A 17,344-nucleotide genomic window follows, 5' to 3' on the forward strand; every position below is an offset into this window, starting at 1 on the left:
CCAATGCACAACCACGATCAGATCCCGGTTACAGCACGACGCAAGAGAGGCGGGATGAGAAGTGCGCGCCTCCTCGACCACCGTGATCTCGAAGAGGTACGAGAAGAGTTCGATCTTGCTGACAAGCAAGAAGGCCTTCAGCGAGTGGGGCCGGGGCTTCGGCGACGAGGTCCTGGCCACCGCCATCCTTGACCGCCTGCCGCACCACTGCGAAGTCATCGCCATCAACGGACCCAGCTACCGGCTCAAGAGCCGACTCGTCGCAGCCCAAGCCAACGTCGCCAGCTGACGACACCTACAGCACCAGATACCTGGCCCGAACCGATCAACAGAGCGCCGCACCCACCGGGTTACGCCTTTTACGCGACAGCTAAGCTCCGCGCATGTCCCGTTTCGAGGTGGCCACCTTGGTCCTCGCGCCGCCCGCGGTCGTCTTCGATGCTTCCTTGTCGGTCGAGTTGCACGCCTCCTCCATGCGCGACTCACGCGAGCAAGCAGTCGCGGGGGTCACTTCCGGGCAGCTCTCCCTGGGCGACCAAGTCACCTGGCGAGCACGGCACTTCGGCTTCACCTGGCACCTGACCTCGACAATCAGCGCCTACAACAGCCCCTCGTACTTCGTCGACGAACAAGTAGACGGGCCATTCCGGCACTGGCGCCACGCGCACACTTTCGAATCGACACACGACGGCGACAGCGGCATCGAGGCGACTCTGATGAAAGACATCGTCGACTTTGCCGCGCCCGCCGGCCCATTGGGCACTGCCGTAGACGCCCTTGTCCTGCGCCGTTACATGACCAAGCTAATCCTGCTGCGCAACGCGCACATCAGGGAGACGACCGAAACCGCCAGGCAGTGACAATCCCATCGTTGTCAGCGCCGGATTAGCGGTGGCTACGCGAGTGGGGACTGCCCCGATCAGCGCGAGCAGCAACAGACTCAACGGTGATCCGGCCGGGCGGGATCACCGTCACGAGTCGGCTCCGCACGGTTACCTGCGCGCACGTCTGCGCAGGAAGGAGTACGCCGGCAGCCATGGCCACCCCTGCGCTGTAGCCGTGGGTCACGACCAACCCGGTATGTAGTGTCGGGCTTGAACGCGCCAGGGCGCGCCTCAGCTCACCGACTGCTTCACGAGCGCGCCGATCCGCGCCTCCACCTCGGCCGTCACCTCAGTCAGGGCGAACCCGGCTGCCCACATCGTGCCTTCGTCCAGCTTCGCCTGGTCGCTGAACCCGAGCGTCGCGTAGCGCGCCTTGAACTTCTCCGCGCTCTGGAAGAAGCAGACGATCTTGCCATCCAGCGCGTAGGAGGGCATCCCGTACCAGAGCTTCGGCGCTAGGACAGGGGCGTTGGCCGTGATAACGGCATGGACGCGCTCGGCCATGATCCGGTCCGAGTCCTGCATCTCGGCGATCTTGGCGAGCACCTCCCGTTCCGCCTCCGCCGCTTTCTCCGCCGCCTTACCTGCGCGCGAGTCGCGGCGCGCGGCAGTCTTCAACTCCTGGGCGTGGTCCTTCATCGCGGCCCGCTCCTCGGCCGTGAATCCCGCGTGCGTGCTGCTCATGGCAGATCTCCCTTTGTGGGTCTGATGTGGCGCAATCTTGGGCGCGTGGGTGGCGACATACCAACCACTCCCCCTATCGGCACGCATCGTGCCGATCGAGAGTTAATACTGCACGCAGCCCCCAGCACTGTCAACGGCACGCCACGTGCCGATAGAATGGGATCATGACCGACACGCCTGCCACGCCACGGCGCCGAGGCGCTGCGCGCACTGAAGAGTTGCTGCGAGCAACTCTCGATCTGGCCGCGGAGGTCGGTTACGCGGGCCTGAGCATCGAGGCGGTCGCCAGACGGGCCGGGGTCGGAAAGCACACCATCTACCGGCGCTGGCCGTCCATGGCGGCGCTGCTGCTCGACGCGCTCAACCGCGTGTGGGCCAGCGACCTGGACTATCGAGACACCGGGGACGTCCGCGCGGATTTGCGCGAACAGTTCCTGCGCTCAAGCCTTGCCCTTTCCAGCCCGCCGATCGGCCCCGCCTACCGCGCGGTCATCGCCGAGGCACAGGGCGATTCCACGCTGCGAGCGACCCTGCACGAACGATTCCTGGTCACCGTCGAGCAGAGCACCCTCGACCGGATCACCCGCGCCCAGCGCACCGGCGAACTGGTCGCGGAAGCGAACCTGGAATTCGCCGCGGAGGTGCTGTGCGGCACGCTGTACTACCGCCACCTGCTGTCAACCCGTCTCGTCGACGAGAGCGCGGTCGATGGGCTGCTGGACATGTTCATGGCCGCGTACGGAACATCAACTAGATCTCGAAGCACATAGAGCGGCGTCCGCAGGGCTCTCACAGCGCTGACTAGAAATAGCGGCGCTTGACGGTCCGGATCACCGGTGCGGTCTCGACTTTGTGGACCAACGGCAGTGCCCCGATCTGGTCGGTGAGGTAGCGGTAAAGGTCTTTGCTGTCCCGGCAGACGGCCGAGACCAGCAGGTTCGTCGGTCCGGTCGTCGCCGCGCAGAAGGCCACCTCGGGTGTGCGGCGATCGCGGCGCCGGTCTCGGCGAGGTGCGAGGGCGGGTACGGAGGCCCACAAACGGGCGTCCGTACGGTAACCGAGGAGCTCGGTGGACCGGACGGTGGCGCGGCGCTACGCCCGGATGTGCGAGGCCAAGCTGGTTAGCGTACGGCGATGATGGCCAACTGCTGGCGCTTCGTCGGGACCCGGGGCAGCACGCGGGCGGACGTCCACCAGGTCCTCGACCTGTTGGCCACCGGTGTTCTGAACGCCGAGGAACTGATCACGCACCGGTTTCCGCTCGCCGAGGTCGACCAGGCCATCGCGGCGATCCAGGACCGCCGCGAGCCGATCTGGATGGCGGTGGTGATCCCGTGACACAGCAACATCCCGTGACCCGACAACATTGCCAAGCTGCGGGGCTCGCGACGCTGGCAGGCCCCCGGCGTGAGCCCGCCGCTCGCGCACGCTGAAGCGGTTGGAAAGAGTAGTGTCGAGCAGGGTTGCATCCGGTACCTGGGTACAGGTTTACCGTCGAGGTATGACACGGGACATCGCCTTTGACCAGGAATGGGTGCCCTCGGCGTGCACGCTGCCCACGGCTGAGCAGCCGTTGCGGGTGGCCGAGTTCGACGCGTTGTTCGCCGACGCGGTACAGGCTGTGGTGCGGCTGGATCGTACGCGGTTACGGCTGGCGCTCGTCTTCAGTCCGGAGCTCGCGGCGCGGGCCGCTGAGCTGAGCGCGCGAGAGAACGGGTGCTGCTCGTTCTTCACCTTCACCCTGACCATCGCCCACGGCGGCATGACGCTGGAAGTGGCGGTGCCGGCGGAGCAGGTGGCGGTGCTGGACGCGCTGCAGGCCCGCGCCGGTGCGGCGTCGGTGTGAACAGGCCGCGCGCCGACCAGCGGGAGAGGAGGGTGTGATGGACCACATCGGAGGGCCGTTCCTGCGCAGCGGGCAGGTGGCCGAGCGGGCCGGGGTCAACCTGCAGACGCTGCGCTACTACGAGCGGCGCGGGCTGATCGCCGAACCGGCGCGCAGCCCCGGCGGGCACCGCGCCTACCCGCCGGAGACCGTCACCCTGCTCACGGTGATCAAAGCCGCCCAACGGCTCGGCTTCACCTTGGAGGAGGTGGCCGAGCTGATCGACACCGGCCGTCGCGGCCACCCCACCTCCGACCTGCGTGTCCGCGCCCAGGCCAAGATCACCGAGGTGGACGCGCGCATCGCCGACCTGACCACCATCCGTGCCGCGCTGACCCAGGTGGTCAGCGCGGGCTGCGACAGCCTGACGAACTGCACCTGCCCGGACTGCCCGCTGCCGTTTGCCGCCCTGGCCGCCGGTCGCACTGCCGAAGAGCACTTGACCACGTGAGCACTGACCACGTGAGCACTGACCACGTGAGCGCCGACCACGTGAGCGCCGACCACGACCACCGCGCACCGACCGTCCTTCCCCTCACCATCTCGGTCAGCGCATGCGCTGTACTACCTGCCATGACGATCGTTCGCTCGCTGCTGTTGTTCGCCCTGGCCGCCCTTGCCGAGATCGGCGGGGCGTGGCTGGTCTGGCAAGGGGTTCGCGAGCAGCGCGGCCTGGCCTGGATCGGCGCCGGGGTGATCGCGCTGGGCTTGTACGGGTTCGTCGCCACTCTGCAGGAGGCCGCCGACTTCGGCCGCGTCCTGGCCGCCTACGGCGGCGTGTTCGTCGTCGGATCTTTGGCGTGGGGCATGGTCGCCGATGGGTTCCGGCCCGACCGGTGGGACGTCATCGGCGCGCTGGTCTGCCTGGCCGGTGTCGCTGTGATCATGTACGCGCCGCGCGGCTGACCTGCGGTCTTGATGTCCACCGAATAGAGCGGCACGATCGTCGGGATCAGCGGTTCCCCCGCCGGCGACGCCCATGATCGCCGCGAGCATGAACCTGCTGCGCTGTGGAGGCTTCCTGGGGGCGGTCGGCGCCGTGCCGATCGGCGACGGCGCCCTGCCGCGGGATGCGGCGGGCCCGTCAAGCCGGTCAGCAGCAGCCGGCCCTCACCTCGGCGGCGGGGACGTCCTGCCCGCCAGGCTGCTGCGTGGCCTGACCGCACACGCACGGCGCGGTTGTCGCATCCTGGGCCGTCGCATCCTGGGCGGTGGCCGACTTGCCGAGTGTGTCGGCGTCGGCCTTGACCACGTAGACCTCCCAGGGCTCGTTGCCAGGGCCATGGACCCAGACCTTGTCCTGCAGGGCGTAGCAGCAGGAGGTGTCGTTCTCCTCGAACGTGGCCAGCCCGGCGTCCTTGAGCCGCTGGGTCGCGGCGTCGACCTGCGCGGTGTCCTCTACCTCGACGCCCAGGTGATCCATGCGGGTGTCCTGGCCCTCCTCGCCTTCGATGAGCACCAGCTTGAGCGGGGGCTCGGCAATGGCGAAGTTGGCATAGCCGGGCCGCAGCTTGGCCGGTGCGGCGCCGAACAGCTTGGAGTAGAAGGCGATCGAGCCTTCCAGGTCGGCGACGCGCAGGGCGAGTTGGACGCGGGACATGACGATCTCCGATCGTTGTTTCGACGGATGTCTAAGCAGTTCCGAGTTTGCGCTCCTGCTTAGGATTCTGTCAAATTAGAGATATGTCGAAGCAGGAATTGCCGGTGCTCGCCTCCGAGTGCTGCGCGCCGCTGGTCGCCGAGCCGATCGGCCAGGACGAAGCGGCCGAGCTGGCGCGGGTGTTCAAGGCCCTGGGCGATCCGATCCGGTTGCGGCTGCTGTCACTGATCGGCGCGCACGAAGGCGGCCGCCAGGCCGGGGAGGGGGTGTGCGTCTGCGAGCTGACCGGCGCGTTCGCGGTGACGGCGCCGACCATCTCGCACCATCTCAAAGTGCTCCGCGAGGCCGGTCTGATCGACAGCCAGCGGCGCGGCACCTGGGTCTACTACTGGATCATCCCGGCCACGCTCAAGCGCCTGACCGGCGTGCTCGCCCTGCCCGAGACACTCACCCTGGATGCCCGGTGAGCCCGGCCCGGGTCGGTCGAGGCCGGCGTCCGGCTGCCGACGCGCCGGCCGCCCTGGCGCGCCGGGCACTGGCCGAGTTCGCCGGCACCGCGGCCCTGGTCGCCATCGTGGTCGGCTCCGGCATCATGGCGGCCGGCCTGTCGCGCGACGTCGGCGTGCAGTTGCTGGCCAACAGCCTGGCCACCGCGGCGGGCCTGGCCGTGCTCATCGTGATCTTCGCGCCGATCTCCGGCGCGCACTTCAACCCGGTCGTCTCCCTGGTGGCCTGGCTCCTCACCCGCCGCGAGGCGGACCCAGCCGTACGCGGCCGCGATCTGGCCGCCTACCTGCCCGCTCAAATCGCCGGCGCGCTCGCCGGAGCCGTGCTGGCGAACGCGATGTTCGCACTGCAGGCCGTCCAAATCTCGGCCCGGGACCGCTCAGCGCCGCATCTGCTGCTGGGCGAAGTAGTGGCCACCGCCGGGCTCATCGTGGTCATCTTCGCCCTGGCCCGGCAAGGCCGCCCGGCGCTGACGCCGGTGGCGGTCGGCGCCTACATCGGCGCCGCCTACTGGTTCACCAGCAGCACGAGCTTCGCCAACCCCGCCGTCACCCTGGGCCGGGCCATCACCGACACCTTCGCCGGGATCGCGCCCGCCTCGGTGCCCGGCTTCATCGCCGCCCAGCTGGCCGGGGCCGGGCTCGGCGGCCTGCTGCTGACCGCCCTCTACCCGAACGCGCCCCGGCCCGGCACGGCGCCCGCCCTTGACACTGCTCGCCAAACGGCCGCGGCCGACCTGCCCCGATAGGAGAAACGGTGTCCGACCAGCCCGACAAGCCGCAGGTGTTGTTCGTCTGCGTGCACAACGCCGGCCGCTCCCAGATGGCCGCCGCCTTCCTCACCCACCTGGCAGGCGATCGCGTCCTGGTCCGCTCGGCCGGATCGGCGCCCGCCGACCAGGTGAACCCTGCCGTGGTGGAGGCGATGGCCGAGACCGGCATCGACATTTCCGCCGAGATCCCCAAGGTGCTCACCGGCGACACCGTTCAAGCCAGCGACGTGGTCATCACCATGGGCTGCGGCGATGCCTGCCCGATCTTCCCCGGCAAGCGCTACGAGGACTGGCAGCTCGACGACCCCGCAGGCCGGGGTGTCGACGCCGTGCGCCCCATCCGCGATCAGATCGAGGCCCGCGTCCGTGTGCTGATCGACGACCTCCTCCCCGGGAGACGGGGATGAACAGCACGACCGTGCAGGTCGCCGCCATGACACCCGAGCATGCCGCCCAGGTGCTGGCCATCTACCAGCTCGGCATCGACGAGGGACAGGCGACCTTCGAGACTGCTGCCCCCACCTGGTCGCACTTCGACGAGGCCAGGCTGCCCGCGCACCGCCACGTCGCCCTGGACGACACCGGCCGGGTGCTCGGCTGGGTGGCGGCCACCGCGGTCTCCGACCGGTGCGTCTACGCCGGGGTGGTGGAGCACTCGGTCTATGTCCATCCCGGCGCTCGTCGTCACGGCGTCGGCTCCATCTTGCTGGCCGCCCTGATCGCCTCCACCGAGGCCGCCGGCATTTGGACGATCCAATCCGGGATCTTCCCGCAGAACACCGCCAGTCTCGCCTTGCACACTCAGGCCGGGTTCCGGGTGATCGGCACCCGGGAGCGAGTCGGCCGCCATCACGGCCTCTGGCGCGACGTCGTACTCATCGAGCGTCGCAGCCCGGTCATCGCCTGAATCTACTTTCGTTTTCGTGTCGCGACGCCTGACGTTCTCATCATGTCGCTTGGCATCTACGCCGTGCTCAGGGCGTTCAGCTCCTCGACGCGGGCGCTCCGAGCGGGCGGCGGGCCGGACTGGAATCCGCCCTGCGCACGGCGATCCGCGAAGGTCGGCTGTCCCCCGGCACGCGCCTGCCCTCGACCAGAGGGCTGAGCCGGCAACTCGGCCTGGCCCGGGGCACCGTCACCGCCGCCTACGACCAACTCGCCGAGGAGGGCTACCTCACGATCCGCCCCGGATCAGGCACCACCGTCGCCCACATCTCCAAGCCGGCCCCGGCGTCCGCGGGCCGGCCCACCACACCGACCACGACCTGCGCCCCGCGCTCGTGGACTACCTCGGCCGCACCCGCGGCGTGGTGACCACCTCGGACCAGATCGTGATCACCTCCGGCTACTACCAAGGGTTGAGCCTGCTCAGCGGCGTGCTCGCCGCAACCGGAATCCATACGGTCGCCATCGAGGACCCAGGCCACAACCTCTTCCGCGACGTCGTCCGCTGTGCCGGTCCCACCGTTCTGCCCTTGCCCGTCGACCACCGCGGCGCCCGCGCCAACGACTCGGGCGGAATCCTCCGGTTCCTGGCCATCAGCGCCCCGACCACCCAAGGTGACCGCGTGACTTGGTCGGGGAGCGCAGCGCTGTGGTAGCGGGGACGCAGGTCAGACCTGTTCCCCGATGGTGCGGGTGATCCAGGAGCGGTAGTGGGTCACGTCGGTCCAGATGCCGACTCCCGGCCCGCCGTTCGGGTTGGTGGAGCAGCCTGCTCCCCCACCCATGCGGCTGTCCACGTCGTCGCCGTCGCGTGAGGTGGCTCCGATCAGCTCCCACCGGCCGGCGATCATGCGGATCTGCGGGCCACCGGAGTCGCCGTGGCAGGCGCTGGCCGCGCGCCCGGCGCGGTCACCGGTGCACAGCTCGGTGCCGTGGTCGAGACCCTCGCAACGGTCGTCGGGTACGCGGACGGTGTCGAGCTCCTGCAACTGCCGGGGACCGTTCCCGCATCTGGTCTCGTCCTCGCAGGTCATGCCCCAGCCGATGACGCGGCTCAGGTCGCCGACCCGGCCGGGGGCGTCGGCGATGCGAATGGGCTGGAGGTCTACTCGCCGGTCCAGCTGGACCAGCAGGAGGTCGCCCTCGCGCTGCCCGCGCGTGTGGAGTCCGGCCCAGTCGGGATGGGTGATGACCCGCTTGACGCTGGTGAGGACTCCGCCCTTGTCGCGGCTGAGGGAGCCGATCCGTACCCGGGTCTCGCCGGGTTTCATGAGTCCCTTGCAGTGGGCGGCGGTGACGACCCAGTCCGCGGCGATGAGGGCGCCGCCGCAGTGGTGGTCGGGCTCTTCCCGCAGCCGGAAGGACACCATGAACGAGTAGGGTGCCGTCGCGGCTCTGCCCCCGATGATGGCGGTACGGTTCACGCTCGCAGCGGCCGTGGTGGTGGTGATCAGTGCGATCGCGAAGGCCATGAGGGTGGCCAGCATCACTGATCGCCTGCCTGTTGCCTGGAACACATGTCTCCTAAGGGAGCGGCTGAGGAGACACCTTGAACGCTGCGAACTCAACGCGATAGCAACCGCACCCAGACGATCTGAGGGTGGAAAGCGGCTGGTCAGAGGCACCAGCCGCACCCGCAAGGCTACCCGTTGTCGGCGATGAAGAGGAAGTTCCGGGGGAAGCCCATGACGTCTCGGGGCAATGGCGGGTTCCACGGCCACCGGTCGTAGGAGGCGCCCTCCTCGCCGGGGGTCTTCAGCTCGGTGACCCGCCAGCCGCATCCGGACAGGAACTCCTCGGGCTCGTCGGTGCCGAACAGCCACGGGCAGCCGTCCTCGGTCAGCCTGCGCAGTGCCTCCTGCGAGAACTCGCTGATCATCGACTGGTGGCTGAGCAGATCCCCGGCGAGCACGCTTCCCGGGGCGGAGATCTCCGCGACCTGCCGCAGCAGCACGCGGGCGTCGGGCTCCGGGATATAGAACAGCAGCCCCTCGACCACCCACAGGGTCGGCGCCGACGGATCCCAGCCGGCCTCCCGCAGCGCCTCCGGCCACGCGCCGGTGAGGTCGGCGCCGACGGGCCGCCGAACGCAGCCGTGCCGGGCGCCGAGCTCGGCGAGCCTCTTGTCCTTGTCGTCCAGCAGGTCGGCCTGGTCGATCTCGTAGAGCACGGTCTCCGGCGGCCATGGCAGCCGTACGGAGCGGGTGTCCAGGCCGGCCGCCAGCAGGATGACCTGCGTGAGGTCGGAGCGTACGGAGATCACGTCGTCCAGGTAGCGGGTCCGGATGGCGATGAACTCGCCCACGCCCGGGTTGTCGTAGCGGGCGAAGAGGGTCGCGCCCTCCTCTCCGGCCAGTTCCTCGGCCAGGTCGTCGGTGAAGATCGCGTCATCGCGCCGCGACTCCTTCGCCCTGGCGGCCGCGGTCCAGCGGGCGGTGGCGGAAACAGCGTGCATGGTCATTCCCTTCGATGGTCAACGGCGAGGGGCGCGCACCTGTTCGAGCAGGCGCCGCATCTGTTCCGGGATCCGTGCCGGGACCAGGTGGCCCTTCTCGTCAGGACGTACGCAGGCGATCCGCTGCTCGCCGGTGGCGACCAGTTCCTCTCCGCCGTCGGGGAGCTGACGCCAGTACTCGTATGTCATCACCGACTGGGTCTGGCCCAGCTCTCCCTGGCGCATCCTGATGATCACCTCGTCGAAGACCGCGAGTTCCCGCAGGTAGTCGCAGTGGCAGCTCACGGTCAGCAGGCGCACCCCGTCGGCGAAACCGGCCACCACGTCGGGGACGAAGTCCCGCAGGAACATCTCCCGGGCGCGGCCCTGCCAGCGGATGTAGTTGACGTAGTTGACGTTGCCGAGCAGGTCGGTGTCCTCGATGCCCACGACGTGCCGGTATTCGTACGCGTCGCCGGTCACCGGAGCTCACCGGCCTTGCCGGCGTTCGGGTCGGTCGCGGCCAGGATCGCGAGGACGACCGGGGCGGCCACGCCACGCAGCCTGGTGGACATCGTCAGGATCCGGTGGTCGCCGGCGACGAGCCCCACCCAGCCGCCTTCCCGCGCCGAGTCGAACGTGACGGCGGCGTCGACGGGCCGGCCCGCCTTCACCAGGCACTCGGCGGCCGTCCATACCCGCGTGGCCGCGGTGTCGAAGTCCTCCCCCGCCTCGTCCGCGATGGCCTCGGCCAGCGCGAGCCGGTCGGCGCCGAGCAGCGTCGACCAGGTCTGCCTGCTCCGGGCCGTGACCGTCTCCAGGTCGCACCCCGCGGTGGTCGTGGCCATGGTGACGCCGGCCGCGTGCGCGATCGACACGGTGTCGCCGCTCACCACCTCCGGCTTGCCGTCCGGGCGCCAGACGACCTCGGCGTCGGCGCCGAGCAGCCGCTGGACCGCCAGCCGGCTGGCCTGTCGCCGCTCCAGGCCGTCGCCGTCGGCGTCGAACAGGACGCGGCCCGCCAGGTTCTGCTCGATGAGGACATGTTCCAGGTAGGAGCCCAGCAGCATGGGAACCCATTCGCGGGGAACCTCGTACTTGCTGACCAGTTGTGTACGGAAGCCCTGCCAGGTCTCGATGACGGCGCCGTCGCGGTCGGTGACCTCGATGTCCCAGCACTTGTCGTCGAAGCGGTGCCGGATGTAGACGTCGGTCGCCTGCTCGCCGGTCGACGGGCCCGGCACGATGCGTTCCACTCCCGAGGGGATGGCCAGCACGGTCGGCCCGCAGGTCTGCATCGGCTGCATGTAGGCGTCCCGGGCGGCCGGGTCGCCGAGCAGCAGCCGGGAAGGGAGATACCGCCCGAACCAGGAGGAGCCCGTGCCGGCCAGGAGGCGGCCTGTGACGTGCTGGGCGCCGGTTCGGTGGATGCTCTCGACGAGTTTGAACCTCGGGCCGTGGAAGAGCATCGGCCCGTAGAGGTCCGTCGCGGGGTCAAACGCCAGCGGCGGCAGCGCCACGTCGCCGGGCCGGGTGAGCCCGAGCGTTTCCAGCTTGGCGCCCGAGTAATCGCAGACCGCCCGGAAGTGGTCGATCTGGAATTTGGTCGCACTCGTACGGACCGCGGTGGTGACCCGGCCTGGCCCGGTTCGCAGCGCCGCCACCCGTACCGTCACCGGGGCGTCCTCGGGAACGACGATGGCCCGGAGGAATTCCACGTCCTCCAGGACCGGCACGGTCTCGGTGCCGAGCAGCCCGGCCGCGGCCTGAGCCATGATCTCCATGCCCACCGTGCCCGGGAGGACGGCCCCTTCCCCACCGCCGAAGACGTGCTCGGCGAGGTAAGGGTCGCTGGCCCAGCTGACCTCGGAGTCGGCGACGAGCTCGATGCCGGGGTAGGAGACGCGCGGCTGCTCAAGGAAGCGGAGCAGCGGCAGATCGTCGCCGTCCTCCCGTCCGGCGCGGAAGGTCACCGTCGGCAGGTCGCCGAACCGGCCGGTGACCACGGTGACGACGGGCGCGCCGAGGTCGGCGATCAGCTCGCGGAGCATGGCCACCCCCTGGTCAGGGGTGATGGTGGTGACGCCCACGCGGGCGAGGTTCTCCACCGAGCCGAGCCGCTCGCCCATGCCGACGCCCGACCACAGCGACCATTCCACGGCCCGGCATCGGCAGTGCGGCAGCTCGTGTGCGAGCCGTTCGACCAGGTCGCTCTGCCATTCGTTGGCGATGGCGTAGTGGGCCTCGCCCCGCAGCCCGGCCCGTCCGGTGATGCTGCCGAACGTGACGAGCAGCCGCAGGGCGGCGGTGTCGACGGCGGCCAGTACCGCTTCGAGCCCCGCGACCTTGGGGTCGATCGTGGCGGCGTAGTCGTCGTCGGTGAGCTCCCCGAGCAGCTTGGGCACGTTGCCGCCGGCTCCGTGGAGGACGCCGGTGACCTTGCCGAGGTCCGCTTCGAGAGCGGCGACCGCTTCGGCCATCTTCGCCCGGTCGGTGACGTCGGCGCGCAGGTAGCGGGCGGTCACTCCGGCGCTCGCCATCCGCTCCAGGTTGGCGGCCAGTTCGCCGTCCGCCGCCGGGTCGGACCGGCCCAGCAGGGCCAGGCGCGTACCGGTCTCCTTGGCCAGGCTCAGGGCGCATTCGGCCGTGATGCCCTTGCCGCCGCCGGTGACAAGCAGCACATCGTCCGGGCCGAGCGGGAGCGCGGCGCCGTTGAGCTCCACCGGCACCAGCACGGGCTCTGTCCGGACTCCATCGGCGTCGTAGCAGACCTCCTTGAAGCGGTCGGTCGCGGTGACCTCCGCGGTGATCCAGGCGGGCGCCTCGGCCGCGGCGAGCGGCAGGGTCACCACGGTGGTGGCCACCCAGGGCGCCTCCAGGTGCAGGCTCTTGGCGAAGCCGGCCCCACCGGGATCCTCCTGGACGATCACGCACCGGGTCACCTCCTTGCCCGCGAGCACCGCGTCGGCGGCGGCACGCAGCACCGCCAGCCGCTCGGCCCGCGACCCCGACCGCGACTGCGGCTGCGGCTGCGGCTGCGGCTGCGGCTGCGGCTGCGGCTGCGGCTGCGAGGGCAGGACGACCAGGACGCCGGTACCGGTTTCCGCCTCCTCCAGCGCGATTCGTACGGCTTCGGCGGCGGGATGGTCGCCGACGACCTGCCAGGTGCCCGAGCTCCGCGGCACCGTACGGCTCGGTGAGGCGCTCGCCCGCCGCTCGACGGCGAAGCCGTGCACCCAGGGCGCGATGCCGGGCGGCACGATGCGGGCCGCCGCCGTCTCGGCGTCCTCGGCCGGCGCCTCGCCCGTCGCGACGAGCTGCTCCAGCGTCTCCGCGACCTGGCCCAGGGTCGCGGTGGCGTACCCGGTGGGCGCGGCGGGCTCGGACAGCCCGAGACGGCGCATCGACTCGCCGACGATCTCGCCCACCACGATCGAGCTGAGGTGCAGGTCGTCCAGGAACTTGCTGTCCGCCTGCACCGCCTCCAGCGGGAACTCGGCGTGCTCGGCGACCAGCCGGCGCAGCAGGAGCAGCGGGTCGCCGGCGGACTCATCCGAGGACGAGGACGAGGACCCCTCCGACGAGGACGCGGTCGTGGGGGCGGCGGCGCCGACCAGCAGGGCGGAGTCGATCTCCGGGACGACCTCGCACAGGTTGGTGATGAAGGTCGGGGTGGCGGCCGGGTCGAACAGACGGGTGAAGCGATCGGCGAACAGCTCGCCGACCGTGACACCGGCGCCGACGGCGAACGCGGCGCCCAGCGTCTGCAGGATGCCGGCCAGCGAGTCGTCGTCCGTACGCGTGGCGACGGCCGGGACGGCGACGATGTCGCCCGCGAGCTGGGTCAGCACCTGCCCAGGCCCTACCTCGATGAGCAGGTCCGCGTCCTTGGCCGCCGCCGTGAGCGCCTCGATGAAGCGGACCGGCGCGGTGATCTGCTCGCGCAGCAGGTCGAGGGGCTCGCCGACGACCGGTGCGCCGGTCACGGTCGAGATGACGTGCCGGCGGACGGGCTCCGGCCGCTCTTCGGCCAGCCTGCTCGCGAAGACGTCGGCGGCCGGAGCGACCAGCCGCGAGTGGAAGGCGTGCGAGACGGGCAGCCTGACCGCCGACAGGCCCTGGCGGGTCGCCCGTTCGACGACCCGGGTCACCGCCTCGGCGGGTCCCGACACCACGGTCTGGCGCGGCGAGTTCAGGCCGGCGACGACCACCGGATCGTCGTCGCCCAGCAGCGCGGCCACGGTGTCGTGGTCGGCGGTGATGCTCGCCATCGCGCCGCCGCTCTCCGACAGCTCGCTCATCGCCCGGCCCCGGGCGGCGGCGATCCGCAGCGCAGCGGCCTCGTCGAACGATCCGGCCCAGTGCAGCGCGACGAGTTCGCCGAGGCTGTGCCCGACCGCGGCGCCGGCTTCGACGCCCAGCTCGGAGAGCACCCGCAGCCCGGCCACCGAGGCGGTGACGATGCGCGGCTGGGCGACGGCGGTCTCGACCTGGTCGCCGCCCGTGGGCAGGGCCGCCGTCTCGTACAGTTCGTCGACCGAGTCGAAGCGGCGGCGCAGCGCGCCACCGTCGGAGCGGGTGCCGGAGCCCTGGCCGGGGAACATCAGCACGATGCGCGGCAGCTCGCCGAGCGCGCCGAGGAAGATCCCGGCCGCGCTGTCGAGGTGCCGTTCCGTACCCTGCCCGGCCAGTTCGGCGACCTGCCGCAGCCGCTCGGCGAGCGCGGCGGGCGTGCCGGCGACCACCGCGGCGCGTCTCGGCCTGCGGCCGATCTTCCGGGCCAGGTACGCGGCGAGGTCGGGCAGCTCGGACCGGGACATGCCCACCGCGACCCCGGCGAGGCGCTCGGCCTCCTGCCGGAGGTCGTCCAGTGAGTCGGCGTCCAGGCAGAACAGTTCCACGTCCTGCGGGGAGTTCATGAGCGTCCGGGTCCGCCCGTCCAGGCGGGGGCGTCTGCGGCGTGGCGACTCGATCACCACGTGCGTGTTGATGCCGCCGAAGCCCATGGCGCTGACGCCCGCGCGGAGCGGCGCGTCCTGCGGCCAGGGTTCGGCCTTGCGGAGGGTGCGCAGGGCGGGGGCGTCGCCGGAAATGATCTTGTGTGGCCGTTCGCAGCCGGTGGTCGGCGGCAGGACCCCGCTGTTGACCGCCATGATCGCCTTGATCAGGCCGGCCATCCCGGCGGCCGCCTTGGTGTGGCCGATGTTGGCCTTGATCGAGCCGATGACCGCGGGCGGCGCGGCCGGCGCGGCCGCCCGTCGAGCCTCGGAGATCGTCTCCAGCTCCGCGGCGTCGCCCACGGCGGTGCCGGTGCCGTGCCCCTCGAAGTACGGCACCTCCTCGATGCCGAACCCGGCGCGCTCGTAGGCACGGTCGAGGCAGAGCCGCTGACCGTCGGACTCCGGCCGGGTGATCCCGCCCGCGCCGTCCGAGGAGACTCCCCAGCCGGCGATGAGGGCGTGGATGCGGTGGCCACGGGAGACGGCGTCCTCCTCGCGCATCAGCACGACCATCCCGGAGCCCTCACCCGGCCAGAACCCGGCGGAGCGCTGGTCGTAGACGCGCATCTCGTCGGTGGCGAGCGCGCCGGCCCTGGAGAAGCCGATCAGCTCGTTCGGGTCGATGCTGATGTCCACCCCGCCGGCGACCGCGACGTCGAGGTCGCCGGAGACCAGCGCGTTGCAGGAGGTGGTGAGCGCCAGCAGCGAGGAGGCGCAGGCGCCGTCGACGGCGTAGCCGCCGCCGTTGAGGTCGAAGTGGTTGCAGATGCGCCCGGCGATCGTGTTGGACAGGCCGCCCGCCAGGTAGTCGCCGTCCGGCACCGGGAACGGCGCCTTGTAGTCGTGCTCCATCCGGCCGAGCAGCTCGGTGAGCTGCTCGGTGTAGAGCGTGCCCTCCAGGGCGTTGGCGACGATGCGGCGTACGTACGGCCAGCGCAGCCTGATCCCGGCCGCGCGCTGGCCCTCGCCGGTGAGAGAGTTGCCGATGACCACGCCGGTGGTCTCGTGCGGCGCGCCCTTGCCGTCGGGGAAGCCGGCGTCGGCGAGCGCCTCGGCGGCCACCTCCAGCGCGAGCCAGTGCACCATGTCGGTGTTGCGGAAGGTCGTGCCCGCCACCTTGAAGCGCAGCCGGTCGAACTCCCAGTCGCGTAACAGCGCCGCCTCGGTCGTGTAGAAGTGGTCGGGCGCCGAACGGTCCGCGGACCAGTAGTCGGACAGCCGGATGCGCTCGGGCGGCAGCCGGCGGAAGGACCTGCGGCCGGCCAGCGCGTTGTCCCAGAGCTCACCGGCCGTCGAGGCGTCGGGAAAACGGCATGCCATACCGACCACGGCGATACGAGAAGTCACGATTTTCCTTCAGATTTGATTTACCCGGCCGACCCGTTGCGGAGACGGTGGAATGCGTTGACCCGCGCCGCGCGCAGCAGCGAGCCCGGTGACGCGAACTGCTTGACGTCGATGAGCCGGGAGGCGAAGGAGTAATAATGCCTGGCCGCTCCGGCGTCGCGGGCCGCCGCGGAAAGCAGCAGCCGCTCGAAGACATTGAACGGCCGTACGGCCGAATAGTCCTCCATCAACTTGTGATGGCTGTCCAGTGCCGCACGGTGCGCTTTTCCGTATTCCGCCAGACCAGGCAGCACATCATGCTGGTTCGCCACGGCGCCCCCGACCGCGTCCACCAGCCACTGCGCCGACTGGAACGCCCAGCCGCAGCCGACTCCCCACAGCGGATCGGTGGCCAGCGCCGCGTCGCCGACCAGGGCGAGTCCCGGACCGTACGGCTTGCGGTAGACGTTGGGCAGATCGAGCGTCCCGACGATCTTGGAGACGCGTTCGGCCTCGTCGATGCGCGGAGCGTCGGGCAGTGCGCGGACGAACCGCTCGAAGCTGCCTTCGAGATCGCCGCGGAAGGCCGAGGTGTGCTGTTCCTTGTTCGGCGAGCAGGCGACCACGGTGATGCCGTCGTCGTTGGGGAAGGCGAAGGCGGTGTCGGGGTCGAGGAACCACACCCGGCTCGGCGCGTCTTCCGGCAGGCCACGGTACTGGGCGAAGAAGCCCAGCCGGTTGTTGGCGCTCAGTCTCACGGGGAGCCCGCTGAGGGCGCCCACGGTCGAGTTGCGGCCGTCCGCGCCGACGACCAGCCGCGCCGTCAGCCGGGTCTCCACGCCGTTCGCGGTGACGCGGACTCCGGTGCAGCGGCCGTCCTCCTCCAGGAGGCCGTTGACGTTCTGGCCGAGCCGGAGGTCGACTCCCGGGGTCTCGGCGGCGAGCCGCCTGAGCAAGGGGTCCAGGGTCTGGCGCCGGACATTGACGCCGTGCGGCAGCGGGTCCTCGCCGGGCGCGGACCGCGGCGCGATCCAGCCCCATTTCGTCCACAGGTGGGTGACGTGCCCGTGCGCCCCGGCCTCCTCGAGCAGGGGCAGCAGGCCCAGCGTCTTCATGACCGGCAGGCAACTCGGTTGCAGCGTATGGGTGCACAACACCTTGTACGCGGCCATGCCGGAATGCTTTTCCAGGAGGGCGACGCGAGCGCCGAGATTCGCGAAGAGTATTGCACTGGCGCATCCGGCAATGCTCGCGCCCACTATGACGACGTCATAGTCATCTGTCATTCGGCATTTCCCTACGAGGCG

20 protein-coding genes and 1 pseudogene are annotated in these 17,344 nt (G+C 70.4%); 13 read left to right on the top strand and 8 right to left on the bottom strand.

Translation table 11 applies throughout. The features are described from left to right. Positions 1 to 82: 82 nt before the first annotated feature. Both ACGFNP_RS23750 and ACGFNP_RS23755 read left to right on the top strand, forming a co-directional pair. Positions 83 to 256: pseudogene (locus tag ACGFNP_RS23750) on the top strand (ATP-binding protein); the annotation flags it as partial. Positions 257 to 383: 127 nt separating this feature from the next. Continuing rightward, entirely contained in the window at positions 384 to 860 is a 477-nt protein-coding gene (locus ACGFNP_RS23755; protein WP_393322044.1) for a cyclase, read from the top strand. 255 nt (positions 861 to 1,115) lie between these two features. Here the strand turns inward: ACGFNP_RS23755 and ACGFNP_RS23760 are convergent, their stop codons facing one another. Then, positions 1,116 to 1,568 (bottom strand): DUF1801 domain-containing protein, encoded by a 453-nt coding sequence (locus ACGFNP_RS23760; protein ID WP_358314594.1) that lies wholly within the window; start codon positions 1,566 to 1,568, stop codon positions 1,116 to 1,118. 164 nt (positions 1,569 to 1,732) lie between these two features. Here ACGFNP_RS23760 and ACGFNP_RS23765 point away from each other — a divergent pair, with 164 nt between their 5' ends. Then, a complete protein-coding gene (locus ACGFNP_RS23765; RefSeq protein WP_393322047.1) occupies positions 1,733 to 2,338 on the top strand; it encodes a TetR/AcrR family transcriptional regulator in 606 nt (201 codons plus the stop codon). A 31-nt stretch (positions 2,339 to 2,369) separates the two neighbouring features. Here the strand turns inward: ACGFNP_RS23765 and ACGFNP_RS23770 are convergent, their stop codons facing one another. Further along, positions 2,370 to 2,606: an Lrp/AsnC ligand binding domain-containing protein gene (locus ACGFNP_RS23770; protein ID WP_393322050.1), complete on the bottom strand. Its 237-nt coding sequence runs from the start codon at positions 2,604 to 2,606 to the stop codon at positions 2,370 to 2,372. 96 nt (positions 2,607 to 2,702) lie between these two features. Between ACGFNP_RS23770 and ACGFNP_RS23775 the strand changes: the two genes are divergently transcribed. The 4 genes from ACGFNP_RS23775 (at position 2,703) to ACGFNP_RS23790 (ending at position 4,359) form a co-directional block, all read left to right on the top strand. Further along, the gene (locus ACGFNP_RS23775; RefSeq protein ID WP_393322053.1) at positions 2,703 to 2,906 is read left to right on the top strand and encodes a hypothetical protein; all 204 of its coding nucleotides are present in this window, start codon (positions 2,703 to 2,705) and stop codon (positions 2,904 to 2,906) included. 163 nt (positions 2,907 to 3,069) lie between these two features. Further along, positions 3,070 to 3,414 (top strand): hypothetical protein, encoded by a 345-nt coding sequence (locus tag ACGFNP_RS23780; protein WP_393322056.1) that lies wholly within the window; start codon positions 3,070 to 3,072, stop codon positions 3,412 to 3,414. A gap of 37 nt (positions 3,415 to 3,451) precedes the next feature. Further along, positions 3,452 to 3,904 carry a MerR family transcriptional regulator gene (locus ACGFNP_RS23785; RefSeq protein ID WP_358314603.1) on the top strand — a complete coding sequence of 151 codons (453 nt, stop codon included), beginning with the start codon at positions 3,452 to 3,454 and terminating at the stop codon, positions 3,902 to 3,904. A gap of 122 nt (positions 3,905 to 4,026) precedes the next feature. Beyond that, positions 4,027 to 4,359 (top strand): YnfA family protein, encoded by a 333-nt coding sequence (locus ACGFNP_RS23790; RefSeq protein WP_393322059.1) that lies wholly within the window; start codon positions 4,027 to 4,029, stop codon positions 4,357 to 4,359. Between the two features lie 187 nt (positions 4,360 to 4,546). Here the strand turns inward: ACGFNP_RS23790 and ACGFNP_RS23795 are convergent, their stop codons facing one another. Continuing rightward, positions 4,547 to 5,053 (bottom strand): ArsI/CadI family heavy metal resistance metalloenzyme, encoded by a 507-nt coding sequence (locus ACGFNP_RS23795; RefSeq protein ID WP_393322062.1) that lies wholly within the window; start codon positions 5,051 to 5,053, stop codon positions 4,547 to 4,549. An 83-nt stretch (positions 5,054 to 5,136) separates the two neighbouring features. On the opposite strand from ACGFNP_RS23795, the gene ACGFNP_RS23800 reads away from it, so the two are divergent. The 6 genes from ACGFNP_RS23800 to ACGFNP_RS23825 all read left to right on the top strand — a co-directional run bounded on the left by ACGFNP_RS23800 (position 5,137) and on the right by ACGFNP_RS23825 (position 7,933). Next, the gene (locus ACGFNP_RS23800; RefSeq protein ID WP_393322065.1) at positions 5,137 to 5,520 is read left to right on the top strand and encodes an ArsR/SmtB family transcription factor; all 384 of its coding nucleotides are present in this window, start codon (positions 5,137 to 5,139) and stop codon (positions 5,518 to 5,520) included. Beyond that, positions 5,517 to 6,308 carry an aquaporin gene (locus tag ACGFNP_RS23805; protein ID WP_393322068.1) on the top strand — a complete coding sequence of 264 codons (792 nt, stop codon included), beginning with the start codon at positions 5,517 to 5,519 and terminating at the stop codon, positions 6,306 to 6,308. The genes ACGFNP_RS23800 and ACGFNP_RS23805 overlap by 4 nt, the downstream gene beginning before the upstream one ends. An 8-nt stretch (positions 6,309 to 6,316) precedes the next feature. Beyond that, on the top strand, positions 6,317 to 6,739 hold the full coding sequence (locus ACGFNP_RS23810) for an arsenate reductase ArsC (RefSeq protein WP_358314618.1): 423 nt from the start codon (positions 6,317 to 6,319) through the stop codon (positions 6,737 to 6,739). Further along, positions 6,736 to 7,239, top strand: coding sequence for a GNAT family N-acetyltransferase (locus ACGFNP_RS23815; protein WP_393322072.1), 504 nt, complete (start codon positions 6,736 to 6,738; stop codon positions 7,237 to 7,239). The genes ACGFNP_RS23810 and ACGFNP_RS23815 overlap by 4 nt, the downstream gene beginning before the upstream one ends. Before the next feature lie 176 nt (positions 7,240 to 7,415). Continuing rightward, positions 7,416 to 7,646: a GntR family transcriptional regulator gene (locus tag ACGFNP_RS23820; RefSeq protein ID WP_393323643.1), complete on the top strand. Its 231-nt coding sequence runs from the start codon at positions 7,416 to 7,418 to the stop codon at positions 7,644 to 7,646. Beyond that, entirely contained in the window at positions 7,613 to 7,933 is a 321-nt protein-coding gene (locus tag ACGFNP_RS23825) for a hypothetical protein (protein WP_393322075.1), read from the top strand. The genes ACGFNP_RS23820 and ACGFNP_RS23825 overlap by 34 nt, the downstream gene beginning before the upstream one ends. Before the next feature lie 12 nt (positions 7,934 to 7,945). Here ACGFNP_RS23825 and ACGFNP_RS23830 read toward each other — a convergent pair whose 3' ends face one another. From ACGFNP_RS23830 to ACGFNP_RS23850, 5 genes are all read right to left on the bottom strand, one after another. Next, positions 7,946 to 8,764: a S1 family peptidase gene (locus ACGFNP_RS23830; RefSeq protein WP_393322078.1), complete on the bottom strand. Its 819-nt coding sequence runs from the start codon at positions 8,762 to 8,764 to the stop codon at positions 7,946 to 7,948. A 155-nt stretch (positions 8,765 to 8,919) separates the two neighbouring features. Next, positions 8,920 to 9,732: a class I SAM-dependent methyltransferase gene (locus ACGFNP_RS23835; RefSeq protein ID WP_393322081.1), complete on the bottom strand. Its 813-nt coding sequence runs from the start codon at positions 9,730 to 9,732 to the stop codon at positions 8,920 to 8,922. Positions 9,733 to 9,750: 18 nt separating this feature from the next. Further along, a complete protein-coding gene (locus ACGFNP_RS23840; RefSeq protein ID WP_393322084.1) occupies positions 9,751 to 10,194 on the bottom strand; it encodes an acyl-CoA thioesterase in 444 nt (147 codons plus the stop codon). Next, positions 10,191 to 16,058, bottom strand: coding sequence for an SDR family NAD(P)-dependent oxidoreductase (locus ACGFNP_RS23845; protein ID WP_393322087.1), 5,868 nt, complete (start codon positions 16,056 to 16,058; stop codon positions 10,191 to 10,193). The genes ACGFNP_RS23840 and ACGFNP_RS23845 overlap by 4 nt, the downstream gene beginning before the upstream one ends. A gap of 20 nt (positions 16,059 to 16,078) precedes the next feature. After that, positions 16,079 to 17,323: an FAD-dependent oxidoreductase gene (locus tag ACGFNP_RS23850; protein ID WP_393322090.1), complete on the bottom strand. Its 1,245-nt coding sequence runs from the start codon at positions 17,321 to 17,323 to the stop codon at positions 16,079 to 16,081. Positions 17,324 to 17,344 lie beyond the last annotated feature (21 nt).

It is taken from the genome of Nonomuraea sp. NPDC049269 (assembly GCF_043197155.1).
GTDB lineage: Bacteria > Actinomycetota > Actinomycetes > Streptosporangiales > Streptosporangiaceae > Nonomuraea.

Excerpts from the sequence above, each read along its gene's own strand:
- ACGFNP_RS23830 (WP_393322078.1), bottom strand. The coding sequence starts at position 8,764 with ATGCTGGCCACCCTCATGGCCTTCGCGATCGCACTGATCACCACCACC.
- ACGFNP_RS23760 (WP_358314594.1), bottom strand. The coding sequence starts at position 1,568 with ATGAGCAGCACGCACGCGGGATTCACGGCCGAGGAGCGGGCCGCGATG.
- ACGFNP_RS23780 (WP_393322056.1), top strand. The coding sequence starts at position 3,070 with ATGACACGGGACATCGCCTTTGACCAGGAATGGGTGCCCTCGGCGTGC.
- ACGFNP_RS23795 (WP_393322062.1), bottom strand. The coding sequence starts at position 5,053 with ATGTCCCGCGTCCAACTCGCCCTGCGCGTCGCCGACCTGGAAGGCTCG.
- ACGFNP_RS23755 (WP_393322044.1), top strand. The coding sequence starts at position 384 with ATGTCCCGTTTCGAGGTGGCCACCTTGGTCCTCGCGCCGCCCGCGGTC.
- ACGFNP_RS23815 (WP_393322072.1), top strand. The coding sequence starts at position 6,736 with ATGAACAGCACGACCGTGCAGGTCGCCGCCATGACACCCGAGCATGCC.
- ACGFNP_RS23775 (WP_393322053.1), top strand. The coding sequence starts at position 2,703 with ATGATGGCCAACTGCTGGCGCTTCGTCGGGACCCGGGGCAGCACGCGG.
- ACGFNP_RS23765 (WP_393322047.1), top strand. The coding sequence starts at position 1,733 with ATGACCGACACGCCTGCCACGCCACGGCGCCGAGGCGCTGCGCGCACT.
- ACGFNP_RS23800 (WP_393322065.1), top strand. The coding sequence starts at position 5,137 with ATGTCGAAGCAGGAATTGCCGGTGCTCGCCTCCGAGTGCTGCGCGCCG.
- ACGFNP_RS23785 (WP_358314603.1), top strand. The coding sequence starts at position 3,452 with ATGGACCACATCGGAGGGCCGTTCCTGCGCAGCGGGCAGGTGGCCGAG.
- ACGFNP_RS23790 (WP_393322059.1), top strand. The coding sequence starts at position 4,027 with ATGACGATCGTTCGCTCGCTGCTGTTGTTCGCCCTGGCCGCCCTTGCC.
- ACGFNP_RS23850 (WP_393322090.1), bottom strand. The coding sequence starts at position 17,323 with ATGACAGATGACTATGACGTCGTCATAGTGGGCGCGAGCATTGCCGGA.
- ACGFNP_RS23835 (WP_393322081.1), bottom strand. The coding sequence starts at position 9,732 with ATGCACGCTGTTTCCGCCACCGCCCGCTGGACCGCGGCCGCCAGGGCG.